Source organism: Pseudomonas sp. NFR16, from assembly GCF_900108875.1.
Lineage (GTDB): Bacteria > Pseudomonadota > Gammaproteobacteria > Pseudomonadales > Pseudomonadaceae > Aquipseudomonas.
This window is the reverse complement of record NZ_FNYJ01000003.1, coordinates 33,793-50,848: the sequence shown is the minus strand read 5'-3', so window position 1 is coordinate 50,848 and position 17,056 is coordinate 33,793. Positions and strand designations below refer to the sequence as shown.

13 protein-coding genes and 1 pseudogene are annotated in these 17,056 nt (G+C 57.3%); 8 read left to right on the top strand and 6 right to left on the bottom strand.

Annotated elements, in window-relative coordinates; genetic code table 11:
• Positions 1–398: 398 nt before the first annotated feature.
• Positions 399–2,651, bottom strand: a complete 2,253-nt coding sequence (locus BMZ10_RS13240; protein ID WP_093462726.1) for a TonB-dependent receptor — start codon at positions 2,649–2,651, stop codon at positions 399–401.
• A gap of 193 nt (positions 2,652–2,844) precedes the next feature.
• Here BMZ10_RS13240 and BMZ10_RS13235 point away from each other — a divergent pair, with 193 nt between their 5' ends.
• The 6 genes from BMZ10_RS13235 to BMZ10_RS13210 all read left to right on the top strand — a co-directional run bounded on the left by BMZ10_RS13235 (position 2,845) and on the right by BMZ10_RS13210 (position 8,853).
• Positions 2,845–3,525, top strand: coding sequence for a Fe2+-dependent dioxygenase (locus tag BMZ10_RS13235; protein ID WP_093462724.1), 681 nt, complete (start codon positions 2,845–2,847; stop codon positions 3,523–3,525).
• Positions 3,526–3,527: 2 nt separating this feature from the next.
• The gene (locus BMZ10_RS13230; RefSeq protein ID WP_093462721.1) at positions 3,528–4,322 is read left to right on the top strand and encodes a tetratricopeptide repeat protein; all 795 of its coding nucleotides are present in this window, start codon (positions 3,528–3,530) and stop codon (positions 4,320–4,322) included.
• A gap of 259 nt (positions 4,323–4,581) precedes the next feature.
• On the top strand, positions 4,582–5,769 hold the full coding sequence (locus BMZ10_RS13225) for an alpha-xenorhabdolysin family binary toxin subunit A (RefSeq protein WP_093462719.1): 1,188 nt from the start codon (positions 4,582–4,584) through the stop codon (positions 5,767–5,769).
• A 1-nt stretch (position 5,770) separates the two neighbouring features.
• On the top strand, positions 5,771–6,769 hold the full coding sequence (locus tag BMZ10_RS13220; protein ID WP_093462717.1) for an alpha-xenorhabdolysin family binary toxin subunit B: 999 nt from the start codon (positions 5,771–5,773) through the stop codon (positions 6,767–6,769).
• Positions 6,770–6,893: 124 nt separating this feature from the next.
• Positions 6,894–8,039, top strand: a complete 1,146-nt coding sequence (locus tag BMZ10_RS13215; protein WP_093462715.1) for an alpha-xenorhabdolysin family binary toxin subunit A — start codon at positions 6,894–6,896, stop codon at positions 8,037–8,039.
• A gap of 40 nt (positions 8,040–8,079) precedes the next feature.
• Complete coding sequence (locus BMZ10_RS13210) at positions 8,080–8,853, top strand: hypothetical protein (protein WP_093462713.1); 774 nt, start codon at positions 8,080–8,082, stop codon at positions 8,851–8,853.
• A 53-nt stretch (positions 8,854–8,906) separates the two neighbouring features.
• On the opposite strand, the gene BMZ10_RS13205 is transcribed toward BMZ10_RS13210, so the two are convergent.
• Positions 8,907–10,070, bottom strand: a complete 1,164-nt coding sequence (locus tag BMZ10_RS13205; RefSeq protein ID WP_093462711.1) for a type III PLP-dependent enzyme — start codon at positions 10,068–10,070, stop codon at positions 8,907–8,909.
• A 691-nt stretch (positions 10,071–10,761) separates the two neighbouring features.
• Between BMZ10_RS13205 and BMZ10_RS28000 the strand changes: the two are divergent.
• Positions 10,762–11,224, top strand: a pseudogene (locus BMZ10_RS28000) (hypothetical protein).
• A gap of 217 nt (positions 11,225–11,441) precedes the next feature.
• Here BMZ10_RS28000 and BMZ10_RS13195 read toward each other — a convergent pair.
• From BMZ10_RS13195 to BMZ10_RS13180, 4 genes are read right to left on the bottom strand one after another with little or no spacing between them, the layout of a single operon-like run.
• Complete coding sequence (locus BMZ10_RS13195; RefSeq protein ID WP_093464135.1) at positions 11,442–12,611, bottom strand: osmoprotectant ABC transporter ATP-binding protein OsmV; 1,170 nt, start codon at positions 12,609–12,611, stop codon at positions 11,442–11,444.
• Positions 12,612–12,622: 11 nt separating this feature from the next.
• Positions 12,623–13,276, bottom strand: coding sequence for an ABC transporter permease (locus BMZ10_RS13190; protein ID WP_093462709.1), 654 nt, complete (start codon positions 13,274–13,276; stop codon positions 12,623–12,625).
• A complete protein-coding gene (locus BMZ10_RS13185; RefSeq protein ID WP_093462706.1) occupies positions 13,273–14,232 on the bottom strand; it encodes a glycine betaine ABC transporter substrate-binding protein in 960 nt (319 codons plus the stop codon). Before BMZ10_RS13185 ends, BMZ10_RS13190 begins: the two co-directional genes overlap by 4 nt.
• Positions 14,233–14,258: 26 nt before the next feature.
• Entirely contained in the window at positions 14,259–14,972 is a 714-nt protein-coding gene (locus BMZ10_RS13180) for an ABC transporter permease (RefSeq protein ID WP_093462702.1), read from the bottom strand.
• Positions 14,973–15,306: 334 nt separating this feature from the next.
• On the opposite strand from BMZ10_RS13180, the gene BMZ10_RS13170 reads away from it, so the two are divergent.
• Positions 15,307–16,890 (top strand): peptide chain release factor 3, encoded by a 1,584-nt coding sequence (locus BMZ10_RS13170; protein WP_093462699.1) that lies wholly within the window; start codon positions 15,307–15,309, stop codon positions 16,888–16,890.
• The last annotated feature ends 166 nt before the right edge of the window (positions 16,891–17,056 follow it).

Here is a 17,056-nt window from a genome sequence, read left to right as displayed (position 1 = left end):
TGCGCAGAAACGGCATGTATTCTCATCTGTGGCTGATTCTTAATGCAAAGCCTGATGGAGCCGACTTGCTCACGAAGACATCGTTTGAGGCGCTGTAAATTTCGGCAACTGTTCCGACATTTTCGCAGGCAAGCCCGCCCCTACAGGAGATGAATCTGCCCTCAGCAGTCGACCGGCTCACGCAACATTTGTGGGAGTAAGCCAACCATTTATAAAGCCTCCTGCGATCAGCGGCTTAACGCCCGACGCCTTCCCGGCTAAAGCCGATTACGAAACGTGCAGCGTCTGTAGGACCGGCTTCAGCCGGGAAGAGGCCGGGGCATGCCGTGAGGTGCAGTGGTTGGAAATCAGCCTTCGCGAGCACGCTCGCACCCACCAAGGCTGAATGCGCTTTCAGATCAGAAGTGGAAGCTCGCGCTCATCAACGCGGTCCGGCCGGCAGCCATGTGCGCATAGTGAGTGGTGAACACCTGATCGTAGTAGCGCTTGTCGGTCAGGTTTTGCACGTTCAGCTGCAGGTCGACGTTCTTGGTAAGGGCGTAGGTTGCCATGGCGTCATAGCGCCAGTAAGACGGGACTTCCACCGAGTTGGCCTCGTTACCAAAACGCGAATCCACAAAGGTCGCACCGCCGCCGACTGTCAGCTTTGGAAGCAGCTCATAGGTCGACCAGAAGTTGAAGTTATTACGCGGCGTGCTCGGCATATGATTGCCCTCGTCGGCCTGGTTGCTCGCCTTGACGATCTCGCTCTCCATATACGTGTATCCGCCATACACCTTCCACTTGCTGGTGATGTTGCCGCTGTAGGTCAACTCCAGACCATCGACGCGCTGCTCGCCGTCAAGCACCTGGAAGGTGGCATTGTCGGGGTCGGTAATGCGCGCGTTGGTTTTTTCGGTGCGAAACAGCGCTGCGGTCAGCGACAGGTTGTCGTCGAAGAAGTCCCACTTGGTACCGATTTCATAGTTACGGTTCTTTTCCGGATCGAGGTTGGCGTTGTTCGCCGCGATCTCCAGACCGCCGTTACCGCTGGTTTCCCCGGACGGGTTGCTCGATGTCGACCAGGCGGCATACACACTGCCGTTCGGCAGCGGCTTGTAAGTGATGCCCACCTGATAGTTCCACAGCTGGCTGGTGTTCTCGCGTTTGAAATTTCCGGCGACGCTGCCCCGGCCGCCAGTGCTGTAACCGCTCGAGCGCACTTCGTAATCGTCGTAACGCAGACCCAGGTTCAAGGACCACTGATCATTGAACTTCAACGTGTCGAACACATAGCCCGCGCTGGTCTTGGTGTCGGTATCGGTGTAAGCGAGGCTGTCAGTGATCTGACCGTCCCACGAGTCTTTCGGTGACGGGTCATACAGGCTGGTGCAGTTTCCCGAAGCCAGCAGTGCCGGAGTACAGGTGGAGCCAATGGTTCCCCCGCTCGCGGACAGCACGTTGTAGCCGCGGTTATGAGTGTCCTGATACGAGAATTCGATACCGGTGACGAGGCTGTGCTCTACGAAACCGGTGTTGAACTTCGCCTGAAGATCCGTCTGGTTGACGAAACCGCTGGAGGTGGACTTGCGGCTCTTGGCGGAGCGCGAAACCAGCCCGTTTGCCACGTTGCCCCGGCTGTCGTCGGGATTGGTGACAATGTAATCCAGGGTCGAGCGCGACATGCGGAAGCTGTTGGAGACGGTCAGATTCTCATTGAGGTCATGCTCGATGCGGAACGTGCCGCTGTCGTTGACGCTCTTGCGATAATCGCGATCAGTCAGTCCATAGAAGTTGTTTTCGTTGACGTGCGCCGGCTTGTCCACCACGTATTTGCTGCGACCGGGTGTGTTAGTCAGCGGAATGCCGTAGTCAGGCATGTCGTCGGTGGACAGATGGTAGTAGTCGAGCTTGACCCGCGTGTCTGTCCCCAGTCCGAACGCGAACGACGGCGCGAAACCCCACCGACTCACGTCCACGTCGTTACGACCGGCCACGTTGGCGTCGTGCTTCATCAGGTTGAGGCGAACGGCAGAGGAGTCAGTCATCTGCTTGTTGACGTCCAGCGTATAACGTTGCGTCTGATCAGAGCCGAAAGTGTAGCCGCCATTGTAGGCGTCGCCCAGATGAGCGCCTTTGGTGATCAGGTTCAGGCTGCCGCCGGTCGATCCGGCACCGGTAAAGGCAGAGCCCGGACCTTTACTCACTTCAACCGACTCGACGTTGAAGATTTCCCGGCTCTGAGCAGCCACGTCGCGCATGCCGTCGATGAACACATCGCTTTCGGCGTTGAAGCCACGAATGATGGGGCGGTCTGCGTTCGGGTTGCCACCCTCGCCCGCACCGAATGTGATGCCCGGGGTAGTACGCAGCGCGTCAGCCAGACTGGTTGCGGCAGTGTCACGAATCACTTGCTGCGGGATGACCGTCACGCTTTTAGGCGTTTCCCGCAATGGCGCGGTGTACTTTTTGGAGGTCGATTCATCGGTCCGGTAGGAGGTTTGCGCCTGCTCGCCATCAATGGTCGTGGCGCCGATATTGAGCGCGTTGTCGGACGTGACTTCAGCCGCCTGGGCCATGTGGGCACCTGACACCGCTGCGATGGCAACGCTCACTGCGCCGGTGATGGAACGCGACGTGAGTACGGATGCTGATTGTGATTGGCGCGACATTTTTCCTTCCCCAAGGAATTCTGAGGTCGCGAAGCATATTTGAGACTGATTCGCATTCGTAGAAAACTTACAATCTTTACAATTTCGCTTTACGAATTTTTCACCGCCAACTGTCTACGCGCGCTTGCAGGGTTTTACACCGTCAATAAGAATCACTACCATTCGCCCTCTTTCGATCCAGGGTCGCGACGCCATGCTGTTACACATTCCCGGTCTGTTCACTCCTGAGGAAGTGCTGCGCATACGCGAGGCTCTCACGCAAACCGAATGGGCGGACGGCAAGATCACCGCCGGGCATCAATCGGCAAAGGCCAAGCGCAACCTGCAACTGCCGGAAGGCCACCCGCTGGCGGTGGAAATCGGCACGGCCATGCTCGAACGGCTCTGGCACAACCCGCTGTTCATGTCCGCCGCGCTGCCCCACAAAGTCTTCCCGCCCTTGATCAACTGCTACACAGTTGGCGGCAGCTTCGATTTCCACGTCGACAATGCCGTGCGGCAAAGCAAAGGCAGCGTTGAACGCGTGCGCACCGACCTGTCGTCCACGCTGTTTTTCAGCGAGCCCGAGGACTACGACGGCGGCGAACTGGTGATTCAGGACACCTTCGGCACTCGGCAAGTCAAACTGCCCGCTGGCGATATGCTGCTCTACCCTGCCACCAGCCTGCACAAGGTCAACGCGGTCACCCGCGGTGCGCGTTACGCCTCGTTCTTCTGGACGCAAAGCCTGGTCCGCGATGATGGCCACCGCACGCTGCTGTTCGAAATGGACAATGCCATCCAGCAACTCAGTCGCGACGTGCCTGATCATCCGTCCCTGATTCAGCTCACCGGCACTTATCACAACCTGTTGCGTCAGTGGGTCGAGGTTTGACGATGAGCTGGAATCTGCGACGTGAGGAAGTCCTCGATGGCGAGCAACTGCGCGCCATGCTGGAGGAAAATCCGGCGAGCGCGGCGCGAGCGATCCTGATCGCTGCGCAGCAGAACATCGTCGATGCTCAGGCGTTGCTCGGCCAGATCCTGCTGGACGGAAGCGGCATCGAGCAAGATGCGGCGCTGGCGCTGACCTGGTTCCAGATCGCTGCGCGCAACGGCCACGTGATGTCGCACAACATGTTGGGGCGTTGCCATGAACATGGCTGGGGCTGCGACCCCGACGCCGCAAAGGCCGCCGAGCATTACCGTGTCGCCGCGGAATCCGGGCTCGACTGGGGCTTCTACAACTACGGCAACCTGCTGGCAACCGGGCGCGGCGTCAACAAAGACCAGGCACGCGCCCTCGCCTGCTATCGCAAGGCTGCACAGATGGGCCACGCAAAGTCGATGAACCTGCTGGGGCGTTACCTGGAAGAAGGCGTGTGCTGCGAGCAGGATCTGACTGGCGCTTACGACTGGTACCGGCGTTCTGCCGAAGGCGGCGATTTTCGCGGGCAGTTCAGTCACGCTGCAGTGCTGGCCGACCAAGGTCGGGTCGAGGAAGCCGTCGAATGGCTGGAAACCGCGTTAGGCATCGGCAACCTCAACTTTCTGCGTGTCAGCCGCAAGGCGCTGCTCTCGTCCCGTCATCCTAAAATCCGTGTACTGGCGCGGGATTATCATGCAAAAGCGGCTGAGTTGGGAGACGAGACAGACGCTGCCGAATATCGTGACCTCTTTAATGGCTCATAATGGGCAATTGTAAGTTTCATTTTCAAAATACTGCCCCATAAAACTCTTCAAACACCTCGGAAGCACTGGTTTCAGGGGATTTGTCGGTCGTTACTTCTCAATGACTGGAATTCTCCTACAGACTTAAGCCAGCTTTCCGCTTTGACCTCTGCAAAAGCACAACTTACTCTCCAGTTCGTGCAGACAACTCAACTCGTCTGCATCCGAAGCCGCAACAAACTTCGGAAAAGTAACGAGACATCATTAAAGGACTAATGATATGTCACCCGCCGAAAATGAGTTTTCAACCAATGCAGCCACGGACCCTGTGGCACTTTTCAGTTCATCCGTTGCAACGCCTGAGCGCGATGCTCGAGATTCTGGACTGATACTGACCAAAGACCAGGTCAAAAGCCTCAAGAAGTATGAGATAGCCGGACTTTCGCTTCCGACCGACCTGAATGACGTCATTGCCTATCTGGGCTATGAGTCCGGGGCCGGCAGGGGTCTGGAAGCAGCGGACTTTCAGGAAACATTCAGACTCGTGAATGGCCATGCCCGACTCTGGAATCCACTGCGCACGGATTTGCTGACCGTCAACACCGGACTTGTGGTATTCGCCGAATCAATGCTTGTCTATGGGGAAAGCATGAATGAGGTTTTCAAAGACGTCGCAACATTGGGCCTGATCGAAAAACACGGCATTAAAACTCTTCACGACCTGCGTAAAGTCGAAATGGAGTTGGGTATCAAGTTCCCCGATATCGACAAAACGGATCGCGAAGACCTGGGTTATTACCTCGACGAAATACTTAAGAAGGTGAATGACCGACAGGACGAAGCACTTAAGATAAAACAGCGCCTGGACGCATTCGGCAAGCAACTGGCCGAGGAGGTCGGCCCGGCCATCAAGCTCAAACTGTCTCTGATTGACAACAATTCTCTGGGCGGTGAAATCAAAGCGCTGCAGGTAAAAATCGATAACCGCGCGACGGCTATCGAGGAGAAGAACAGAGAATACAAAGAGCTGGTGAAGCAAGCCATCGGCGCTGTGGTCGGCAATTTGATCATGATGATCTACTCCAGCGTCGAGGCTGAAAGGATCCGAAAGGAACGCAACGCGCTCTCGGAAGAACAGGAGAAAGACATCGCACTGATGGCGCAGAAAAACAAGATTCTGGCTGCGCTGAGCCGTGTCCGAATGGACTTTCAAAACCTCGACCTGATTGTCATCGATGCCGACATCGCGACCAAAAACCTCATCAGCGTCTGGAACTCGCTTGGCACATTCATCGCTGCCTCCGCCGAGGAAGTTAAAAATATCGACGATGGGCTCTCCATGCGCAGATTCCGCAACCAATTCAATCTGGTGGTCAAGCCCTGGGAAACCATCAAAGTCGATGCCAAAAAACTGGAAGACGTGTTTGCTGCAGCCGATCGCGAATTCAAAGAAGAATACGGAGTTTAAAATGACCAATATTTCTCAATTTCCAGGCGGCATCGACTACCCGATGCTGAACCCGCAAGCGTTGCGAGAGGCGAAAGCCCAGGCCAATGCTGCGACTATTGAAGTCAAACGCCTGTTCATTCAGACGCAGTACCTTCCATCGCTGCACGGCCGGATCTCTGACCAGAACCATGCGCTGTGTAATGCAGATTCCAGACTGCGCGAGACCGTTGATTTGCTTAACAATGACCTGGGCATTCAGATTAAAACGCTCCGAGGGCTTCAATCCGAGTTACGCGTCGCGCCTGAATCTGACCATGAAGAAATCATTGAAGACATCACGCTTCGGGTTCAGGCGATCATGGGAACGGTGAGCGAAAAAGAGCAGGCGCTCAGAAAGCTGATTCCTGCCATGGCCGCTCCGCTTGATCGCATGGCTACAGGAAAATACGTCACTCAGCTCGAAGCGGAGCTGACGCGCCTGCCGGCAGACGTCCTCGAAATCAAGGCCCGTCAGGATGCGCTGGAAGCGAAACGTAAGGCGCTGACTGACGCGATGGCACTGATCGAAGCCAAGGGCTTTACCCAAGTCGCGAAAGATGCAGCGTTGACCGCCCAGGAACTCGCCAAACTGGGAATGGCCCCGCCTGAATTGATGGCAGTACAAGCGGCTATTGATCTGGCGATGCAGGTTTTGGAACGGGCCGAGAGCTTGATCAACTATGTGGGAATGAGTCAAGCCCGTGACACGCTGCGCAAACGGATCGACGATCTTGTCGACAGCACATCTGCGAAGACCGAAGAAATGCGTCTTGTGACGTTGAAAAAAGAACTGATCACTGAGTCCCATCATTTCGACGACCAGCGAGCGCAGTACATTGCCGAGTTCGAGAAGTGCCTCATGGCCACCCACTCGTTTCTGAGTATTCACAGCAAGGTCAACTGTGCCGATCAGGACGGTGTCGCTCAATTTGGCGCGGATGTCTTGTCGCTGGCAAAACATTTGAAAGTCATGGCCTGATCTCATCGAATCATGCGCAAAAGTGCGGCAGGGAAGTTCAAGGATGTTCGTCCCTGCCGCATGCCCGGAGTGCACGGGTAATATCGGCGCTCCGTGGTGCCTCTCCCATTAAAGGATTACCACCATGAAATCATCCGAACCACTGGATGACGCGCCCATTCGCGATGAGAGATTTGACTTGGCAGAGCGACTGCCCGGGATTTTGATTTCTGCCGCAGCGGGCACGTCAGAAGGCGTCATTCGCGCGCCTGGGCTCATTCTTACGAAAGCTCAATTAATTGATTTGAAACGGTATGAAACCTGCGGTCTGGCACTTCCGACCGTACTCAAGGATGTCATTTTTTATCTGGGCTACGAGACCGGAGCGGGCCCGTCTCTGGAGGCGCGGGACTTCCAGAAGACTTTCACTCATGTCCATGAGCACGCCTCGCAATGGAATACGCTACGCACCGACCTCATGAACGTTGGCAGTCAACTCTGGGTATTCGCCGACCAGATGCTGGTTTACGCCAGCGGCGTACGACGGCTCTACGACGAGGTCAAAGCCAAGCCTTCCGAAAAAGTTGATCCGCAAAATCTGGCGGAGGTCCTGCAGTACATCCAGCACGTCGGATCGCTCGTGCTCCAGCGTCGAAACGGGACCGAATCACTCAAACGCCAGCTCGATGCTTTCGCCGAAAAACTGTCAACAGCAGTGATGCCCGAGGTGCAGCTCAAGCTGCGTAGCATCGACAACAGCAACGTGCAGCCGGACATCCAAGCCCTGATCGATACCATTGAAAAACGGGCCGCTGACATTGAAGAGAAGCAACGCGAATACAAAACGCTGGTGAAAACCTCGGCACTGAACACTTCCGCCCTGCCAGGATTGGGCCTTTATTACAGCGACGAAGCCGATAAAGTGCGCAATCAGATCCGCGCACTGCGTCAGCAACAGGAGGCCAGCGTTGTTCTGCTCGAGCAGAAGAACAGGATTCACGCCTCACTCCTTCGCGTTCGCTGTGACTTGCATGATCTGTCTGGGGTTATTCTGGATGCAGATATCGCCACTCAAAACATGGTCATCGTATGGAACGGCCTGCACACCTACCTGACTCACTCGGCTGAGGAAGCAGGAAGAATCGACGATGTACTGTCCCTGCGCCGCCTGTTGAACGCTTTTAACCTCGTGGCCGAGCCTTGGGTTCAAATACAAAGGGACGCGGATACATTACTCAACGTGTTCAAAGAGGCGGATCAAGCGTTTCGCCAGACCTACGGACATCAGTAGCGATCCCGGTTTCACGCACAAGCGCCATGGAGGGCGGAAAATGACCACACATCTTATCGAATACGACGACATGGCCTATCTGGGCTTCAACACCGGCTACCTGAAAAAACTGCCCGAATACATTGAAGCCTTCAAGATCACCCTGGGACTGGTATCGGAAGCTGACTATGGCCGCTATAACGAACCGGCAATGGATCAGGTCATCACCCTGGCGGAGCAAGGCAGCTCACTCTGGACCGCCAGCGCAACGCAAATACGTTCAATCCACCAGGACACCAGACAGACGTTAGCGGAGGTAATCCAGGTATTGGATAGCCACTCGCTCGACGGCCGGCTCCCGCAACTTATTCAGGCGCTGATGCGCCAAAAGACCGCGTTCGAGCGCCAGAAAGTGGCGTGCGACGGCATCATCGAATGCGCGCAGCAGACAACCCCTCGATTCATGGACTTCATGAAACTGAGGATGTATGAACATGCGAAACGCAAAGGACTGCTGGTCACAAGCTCGAACAACGCACCGGAGATGTTGATCAGCGCGTTGAGGGACGAGAGCAGCCTGGCTTCGGCACGAAGCAAACTGGAATGGCATCGCCGCGCGTACAACACGGCAATTCTCTCGGCTGGAAATATGGGCGCTTACTGCTCGCGCCTTTCGTGTCTCTTGAGCGCGACCGTTGAGGATATTCAGGCGATCGAGGCCGACCTCTCACCTCGACAACTGGCGGTGTCCTGTCAATCAGCGGCCAGTTCAGCGCGCGAAGCACTGCGCCTGATCGATTACACACACGACCTCATTCTTCGATTTCGCTTCTGAACTGGCAAAAAAAACGGCACCGCGATGGGTGCCGTTTTTCATCTCAGCTGTCGTTACACGTAGTAGGACTTCAGCGGCGGGAAGCCATTGAATTCGACTGCGCTGTAGCTGGTGGTGTACGCGCCGGTAGACAGCCAATACAGGCGGTCACCGATGGCCAGGTTCAGTGGCAAGCCGTACTTGTAGTTCTCGTACATGATGTCGGCGCTGTCGCAGGTCGGGCCGGCGATGACGACTTCTTCGACTTCACCTTTCTTCTCGGTCCAGATCGGGAACTTGATCGCTTCGTCCATGGTTTCGATCAGACCAGAGAACTTGCCCACATCGGTGTAGACCCAACGCTCGACGGCGGTGCGCGACTTACGCGCGACCAGCACGACTTCGCTGACCAGAATGCCGGCGTTGGCAATCAGCGAACGGCCTGGCTCCAGAATGATTTCCGGCAGATCGTCGCCGAAATCTTCTTTCAGGAAACGGATGATTTCTTCTGCGTACGTTTCCAGGCTGTTCGTACGGGTGATGTAGTTGGCCGGGAAGCCGCCACCCATGTTGATCAGCTTGAGCTCGATGCCGTCTTCTTCCTTCAGCCGCTCGAAGATCACTTTGACCTTGGCGATCGCGGCGTCCCAGACGCTGATGTCACGCTGCTGGGAACCGACGTGGAAGGAGATGCCGTAAGGCACCAGACCCAGGTCGCGGGCCAGGATCAGCAAGTCCATGGCCATGTCGGTCTGGCAACCGAATTTGCGCGACAGCGGCCAGTCGGCGGTGGTCGAACCTTCGGTCAGAATGCGCACGTAGACTTTCGAACCCGGTGCTGCCTTGGCGATGTTGCGCAGGTCAGCTTCGGAGTCGGTGGCGTACAGGCGCACGCCCTTGTCGTAGAAGTAGCGGATGTCCTTGGATTTCTTGATGGTGTTGCCGTAGCTGATGCGCTCCGGGCCAACGCCGCGACCCATGACCTTGTCCAGCTCGTAGATCGACGCGATGTCGAAGCTCGATCCCTTTTCCTTGAGCAGATCAATGATCTCGACAGCCGGGTTGGCTTTGACGGCGTAGTAAACCTTGGCAAATTCGAAACCGGCGCGCAGGTCGTCGTACGCCTGGCTGATCATCGACGTGTCGATGAGTACGAAAGGGGTTTCTTGCTTGTCGGCGAACGCCTTCATTTTTTCGAAGGTGCTCTTTGCGAAATAATCTTCGACCTGAATCGACATGCGGGGACTCCTGTTGGCAAACGGTAAAAAACAATGGGTGCGAGGGCCTGGCCCTCATGAACGTCCTCCGTATCCCCACTTTGGTTCGCCTACTTCCCAAGGCCGATCGCCGAAAGCAAAAAAAGCCATGGAAAGCGGGTTCCCTTGGCCTTGCTGTCTCGTCGTCAGTACTTGAGCCGGATGGATCGTTTCCAGCATGGACGTTCGGCGCGAACTTTAGGACCTGAGGGGTGCAAGATCAACAAAAAATGTCGCTTTTATGCCCGTTTTTGCCGAGCGGGCATTGGCCACATCTCATTCACCCTGTAGTAACCGACCGATGTGACAGGGTGATGTTCCCCGAGGGTGGTGAATGGGCAATCCGTAACCTAGCCCACACCTTCGTCAGAAATAGGCTACCTAGGCACCAGAAGTGCCCTACACGACAATCATCCGTCCTGCAGCCCCTCATCCCACGTCCGAGCACTAGGATTGTCATCCATCTGCCTGGCCCCCAAAACCACCTGATGCCAGCTGGAAAATCCGACCCACTGCAATGCGGATTCAGCGCCGCAGAGCGACAGTAGGAACTGCCCGAACCTCCGTTATCCAAGCAGACCGCTCCCGTATCTCTAGCCAGGACGGATCGGTGGCGTAAGCGAGCGTGAAGGCTGGATGCCTCCCCCCCCCCCGGTAATGATCGAGACCTTGTATGCACAGTCCAAAGGCTACTAAGTTTGAATTCAGCTACAGGAAAGCTTTCTGGATTCTAGTGACAGTTCTGGTGATCAAGACATTGTTTGGCGCTTTATCCGACATCGGCACGGATGCCGATGAATTAGTCCTGAAACGGGAACTCCCCCAAGGTGAGTGGTTATACGTCACACGGTATGGGGCGATGGCCACTGACGTGGACACGTTGAGGTTTTTTTATCAGCGGGCCCCTAGAGGGCAACGACTCAGAGATACTCGACAGACTTAATAAGGCGAGTGAATTTCTGATCACAGACAGCGAGCTGAAGGATGTCTCCATTCAAGACACGCCAAACGGCATTGCCATAACAGTTAAAGGTGCTGTCTACCGTTACTTCAGCAAAGAGTATGTCGGGGAAGAGAATCAGTTGAGAAACTACCGGATTACGTTGACGCAGCTCGACCCCGCTTCCAGAGAATGAAATGAATCTCTTGCCCGAAATTATTTCATTCGCCGCCGACACGTAACGTTCAAGCGGCATGAAACTGGCTAATGCTGGAGGAGGGTCATTCGCGAGCTGTCACGGCCACCACCGTTCTTAATTCGCTCACACACGTGGAAGATTCTCCACCTGTGGGAGCGAATATATTTGCGAACGCGGCAGGTCAGGCGCAAGAAAACGCACTGACCTCGCTATATCAAACCGACGCCGCCTGCTCCGCCACCTCCGCTGGGGAAACGATGCTGGTCTTCTTCCCGCGGGACTGGCCGGAGCTCAGGTAGGCGGCGATCGACTCCTGGGTCACTTCACCCAGGAATACGTTTTCGGCGTCCAGTACCGGTAGCCACGAGCGGTTGAATTCGTACATGCGCGACAGAAGGATGCGCAGGTGTTCGTCGTAGGCCGCCGTGGCGTTGAACGGGCGCAGGTATTGCTCGCAGGTGCCGCTCTGGCGGTGCAGGTCGCGGCGCCGCACGTAGCCCATCGCTTTGTTCTCGCCATCGGTGACCACGACGTACCGGCGATCCTGTTCGTCCATGGTTTCCAGGGCGTCGGCCACCGGCGTTTCCGGGCTGACCGATGGCGCGTTGTCGGCGGCGTCTTCGGCCTTGACCAACAGCAGTCGCTTGAGCGTGCTGTCCTGCCCCACGAAGTTGCTGACGAAATCGTCCGCCGGGTGCGCCAGCAGAGTGTCCGGGTGGTCGATCTGCAGCAACTTGCCGGCGCGGAAAATCGCGATCTTGTCACCCAGTTTGATGGCTTCGTCGATGTCGTGGCTGACCATGATCACGGTCTTGTTCAGCGCGCGTTGCATCTCGAAGAACTCGTTCTGGATCATCTCGCGGTTGATCGGGTCGACCGCGCCAAACGGCTCGTCCATCAGCAGCAAAGGGGCGTCGGCGGCCAGCGCCCGGATCACGCCGATGCGCTGTTGCTGACCACCGGACAGCTCGCGCGGATAGCGATGCAGATATTGCTTGGGCTCCAGCTTGATCATGCTCATCAGTTCACGCGCACGGTCGTGGCATTTCTGCTTGTCCCAGCCGAGCAGCTTGGGCACCACCACGATGTTTTCTTCGATGGTCATGTTCGGGAACAGGCCGATCTGCTGGATCACGTAGCCGATGTTCCGGCGCAGGGTCACTTCATCCAGGCCGGTGGTGTCTTCGCCGTTGATCAGGACTTTGCCGGAGGTGGGCATGATCAGGCGGTTGATCATTTTCAGCGTCGTACTTTTGCCGCAGCCGGACGGGCCGAGGAACACACAGATCTCGCCTTCGTTGACGGTCAGGCTCACCGAGTCGACGGCTTTGACTTCTTTGCCGTTGCTTTGAAAGGTCTTGCTGAGGTTCTGCAGTTCAATCATTTGTTTAGCGATCATTTGAGCAATCCTTTTGGAGTCAGCGAGCGTTGCAGCCATTGCAGAAGCAGGTCGGCGAAGATGGCTAGAATACTGACCAGTACGGCGCCGACGATCAGCATCGACATGTCGCTGCGGCTGATGGAAGCGAGGATGAGTACGCCCAGACCGCCAGCGCCGATCGTGGCGGCAATGGTCATGACGCCGATGTTCATGACCACGGCGGTGCGCACGCCGGCGAGGATCACAGGCACGGCGATCGGCAGTTCGACCATGCGCAGGCGCTGGCTGAAAGTCATGCCGATGCCTTTGGCGGCCTCGCGAATACCGGGTTCGACGCCGGTCAGCGCAAGATAGGTGTTGCGCATGATGGGCAGCAGCGAGTACAGGAACACCGCCGTGATCGCCGGCATCGGGCCAAGCCCTTGGCCGAACTTGGAATAGAACGGCAGCAACAGGCCGAACAGGGCGATCGACGGGATGGTCAGCAGCACCGTGGCGCTGGCTTGCAGCGGGCCGGCCAAAACCGGGAAGCGTGTCATGAACACGCCCAGCGGCACGCCGACGAGGATCGCCAGCGACACCGCGATGCCCACCAGCGCGATGTGTTGCAAGGTCAGGTGCATGACCTGATTCCAGTCCAGATGGGAGAAGGCGCTGAGAAAGCTCATAGTTTCTCCTCCTGTTGCTTTTCGACCGGCGTCTGCCTGATCGGCACGCTTTCGGAGGATGGATTGATCGGGTGGCTTCGCAGGAAATCGGCAGCCACGACGGTAGGACTTTCGTGATCGACATCCACGCGCGCGTTCAGATCGATCATTGTCTGGTTATCCAGCAGCGCAGCCAGCGGCTTGAGCTGTTCGGCCAGTTGCGGGTGCTGGTCCAGATATTCCTTGCGGATCACGGGCGCGGCGGTGTAATCGGGGAAGTAGTGCTTGTCATCGTCCAGCACCTTGAGTTTGAACGCATTGAGTCGTCCGTCCGTGGTGTAGACCAGACCTGCGAACACTTGCCCGTTACGCAGCGCGGTGTAGACGAGACCGGCATCCATCTGACGAGTGTTTTCACGGCTCAGGTTCATGTCGTAGTGCTTGACCATGCCCACCAGCCCGTCGGATCGGTTGGCGAACTCGGTGTCGAGCGCGACGATATGACTCTCCTTCGCCTCATCCTTGAGCAAGGTTGTCAGTTGGGAAACGTTGTTGATCTGTGGATACGCTTTGGCAACCTTGTCCGGCAGCGCCAGCGCGTAGGTGTTGTTGAACTTCGAGGGGGACAGCCAGACCAGGCCCTTTTTAGCGTCCAGATCCTTTACGCGCTGATAGGTCTGTTCGCTGTCGAGCTTTTCATCGACATGGTTGTAGGCCACCAATGACACGCCGGTGTACTCCCAGAGCATGTCCAGCTGGCCGGATTCCTGCGCACTGCGCGCAAGGTTGCTGCCCAGCCCCCCGGTGATCTGCACCTGATAGCCCTTGTCGCGCAGGTATTGCGCGGTCAGTTCGGCGAGGATGGTCTGCTCGGTGAATACCCGGGCGCCGATGCGCAGGACAGGCATTTCCGCCGCCTGGGCGAACCCCGCCAGCAGCAGGCCCGCGCCTGCGATGAGTGTGCATAACTTCTTCATTCCAATTCCTTCTTCAGCGCGGCGGCTCAGCGAGCCAGGCCACGTTCCAGCCAGAGGCGACTCGCCAGGGTCACGGCGCCGTCGAGTAACAGGGCCAGCAGCGCGGTACACGCAGCGCCCAGCACGAGCTGTGGCTGGTTGTTCAGGGCAATGCCGGGGAAGATCAGGCTGCCAAGGCTGTTGGCGCCGATCAGAAACGCCAGCGGTGCGGTGCCGACGTTGATCGCCAGTGCCACCCGCACGCCGCCGACGATGATTGGCACCGCATTGGGCAGCTCGACACGCCACAGCACCTGACGAGGCGTCATGCCGATGCCGGTGGCCGCTTCTTTGAGAGAGCCCTGGACGTTTTTGAGGCCTTCGTATGTGTTGCGCACGATCGGCAGCAACGAGGCGAGGAACAGCGCGAAGATCGCAGGTCCGCTGCCGATGCCCAGGATGCCCAGAGCAATGGCCAGAACCGCAAGAGGAGGAACGGTGTTACCGATGTTGAAGATCTGCATGAAGCGTTCGGCGCGGCCAACCATGTTCGGTCGGCTCAAGACAATGCCAGTCGGAATTCCGACCACCAGTGCCGCCAGCATCGATGCAAGTACAAGCACCACGTGGGCTTGCAGGTAAAACAGCAGATCATCCTGATACTGCTTGAGGGTACTGATGCCGATCCACTGGATCAGCAGGGCCAGAAGCACGACGACAATCGCACCTCCCAATAGCCCCTTGCCATAGCGATTAGCCACAGGCGGACTCCTTATTTCAGTCGGCGAACGTCTGGCGAGTGACGGAACCTGTTCAGGACGTCAGCGGACGTTCGCGAAGAGCAGCGGGTGGATCGCCGGAAAGGGTTGAACCTCGGCGAAGACACAAGCCATGAGCGCAGCTTCGTCAAGCTAACTTGCTGATTTTGCAGCCCTTGGCGCTTTGCATTGCCTGGGAGTGGACGTCTCCACAACCGCAAAGGTTCCCACGTGGGGTGCTGTCTGGCCACCCCTGATCGACTGAACGGTTCGGTTATCGCATCGAGTTGAGCTATAATCGCCGCCCTTTTTTGAATCACCTCTCGGGCGATTTCCCATGACCAGACAGGCCGCCGAAGTCGCGAAACGCCGCACTTTCGCCATTATTTCCCACCCGGATGCGGGTAAGACGACCATCACCGAAAAACTGCTGCTGATGGGCAAGGCCATTGCCGTCGCCGGTACGGTGAAGTCCCGCAAATCCGACCGTCACGCGACCTCCGACTGGATGGAGATGGAAAAGCAGCGCGGCATTTCCATCACCACCTCGGTCATGCAGTTCCCGTATCGCGACCACATGATCAACCTGCTCGACACCCCGGGCCACGAAGACTTCTCCGAAGACACCTACCGCACGTTGACCGCGGTTGACTCGGCGTTGATGGTGCTCGACGGCGGTAAGGGTGTAGAGCCCCGCACCATCGCGCTGATGGATGTCTGCCGCCTGCGCGACACGCCGATCGTCAGCTTCATCAACAAGCTGGACCGCGACATCCGCGACCCGATCGAGCTGCTCGATGAAATCGAAGCGGTCTTGAAGATCAAGGCTGCGCCGATCACCTGGCCAATCGGTTGCTACCGCGACTTCAAAGGCGTTTACCACCTGGCTGACGACTACATCATCGTCTACACCGCCGGCCATGGTCATGAGCGCACTGAAACCAAGATCATCCAGAAGCTGGATTCGGACGAAGCCCGCGCGCACCTGGGCGACGAGTACGACCGTTTCGTCGATCAACTGGAACTGGTTCAGGGCGCTTGCCACACGTTCGATCAGCAGGAGTTCCTCGACGGTCAGCTGACCCCGGTGTTCTTCGGAACGGCGCTGGGCAATTTCGGCGTCGATCACGTGCTGGACGCTGTCGTCGACTGGGCGCCCCTGCCGCTGCCACGGGCCGCCAACGAGCGCACGGTTGAGCCGGTGGAAGAGAAGTTTTCGGGCTTCGTGTTCAAGATCCAGGCGAACATGGACCCCAAACACCGCGACCGCATTGCCTTCATGCGCATCTGCTCGGGCAAGTACGACAAGGGTATGAAAATGCGCCATGTCCGCACCGGCAAGGACGTGCGCATCGGTGACGCGCTGACCTTCTTCTCCAGTGAGCGTGAACAGCTCGAAGAGGCCTACGCCGGCGACATCATCGGTCTGCACAACCATGGCACGATCCAGATTGGCGATACTTTCACCGAAGGCGAAGCACTCGGTTTCACCGGTATCCCGCACTTCGCGCCGGAGCTGTTCCGTCGCGTGCGTCTGAAGGATCCGCTCAAATCCAAGCAGCTGCGTCAGGGTCTGCAGCAGCTGGCCGAAGAAGGCGCCACTCAGGTGTTCTTTCCGACGCGCAGCAACGACATCATCCTGGGCGCCGTCGGCGTGCTGCAGTTCGATGTGGTCGCCAGCCGCCTGAAGGAAGAATACAAAGTCGAATGCGCCTACGAGCCGATCACCGTGTGGTCAGCCCGCTGGATCGACAGCAGCGACAAGAAGAAGCTTGAGGAATTCGAGAACAAGGCCGTGGAAAACCTGGCAGTCGATGGCGGCGGTCACTTGACCTACCTGGCGCCGACGCGGGTCAACCTGAGCCTGATGGAAGAGCGCTGGCCGGACATCAAATTCCGCGCGACCCGTGAGCACCACTAAGATGCGCTAGTGCTGTTGGTGATCGTTCCCACGCTCCGCGTGGGAATGCCGACCGTGACGCTCCGCGTCATCCTACTGCGGGACGCGGAGCGTCCAGGATGCATTCCCACGCAGAGCGTGGGAACGATCATGTAATGGGTGACCAACGCCTTTGCCCTGAGAGCGA

Coding starts and splice junctions, on each gene's coding strand:
- BMZ10_RS13240 (WP_093462726.1), bottom strand. CDS start 2,651: ATGTCGCGCCAATCACAATCAGCATCCGTACTCACGTCGCGTTCCATC.
- BMZ10_RS13235 (WP_093462724.1), top strand. CDS start 2,845: ATGCTGTTACACATTCCCGGTCTGTTCACTCCTGAGGAAGTGCTGCGC.
- BMZ10_RS13230 (WP_093462721.1), top strand. CDS start 3,528: ATGAGCTGGAATCTGCGACGTGAGGAAGTCCTCGATGGCGAGCAACTG.
- BMZ10_RS13225 (WP_093462719.1), top strand. CDS start 4,582: ATGTCACCCGCCGAAAATGAGTTTTCAACCAATGCAGCCACGGACCCT.
- BMZ10_RS13220 (WP_093462717.1), top strand. CDS start 5,771: ATGACCAATATTTCTCAATTTCCAGGCGGCATCGACTACCCGATGCTG.
- BMZ10_RS13215 (WP_093462715.1), top strand. CDS start 6,894: ATGAAATCATCCGAACCACTGGATGACGCGCCCATTCGCGATGAGAGA.
- BMZ10_RS13210 (WP_093462713.1), top strand. CDS start 8,080: ATGACCACACATCTTATCGAATACGACGACATGGCCTATCTGGGCTTC.
- BMZ10_RS13205 (WP_093462711.1), bottom strand. CDS start 10,070: ATGTCGATTCAGGTCGAAGATTATTTCGCAAAGAGCACCTTCGAAAAA.
- BMZ10_RS13195 (WP_093464135.1), bottom strand. CDS start 12,611: ATGATTGAACTGCAGAACCTCAGCAAGACCTTTCAAAGCAACGGCAAA.
- BMZ10_RS13190 (WP_093462709.1), bottom strand. CDS start 13,276: ATGAGCTTTCTCAGCGCCTTCTCCCATCTGGACTGGAATCAGGTCATG.
- BMZ10_RS13185 (WP_093462706.1), bottom strand. CDS start 14,232: ATGAAGAAGTTATGCACACTCATCGCAGGCGCGGGCCTGCTGCTGGCG.
- BMZ10_RS13170 (WP_093462699.1), top strand. CDS start 15,307: ATGACCAGACAGGCCGCCGAAGTCGCGAAACGCCGCACTTTCGCCATT.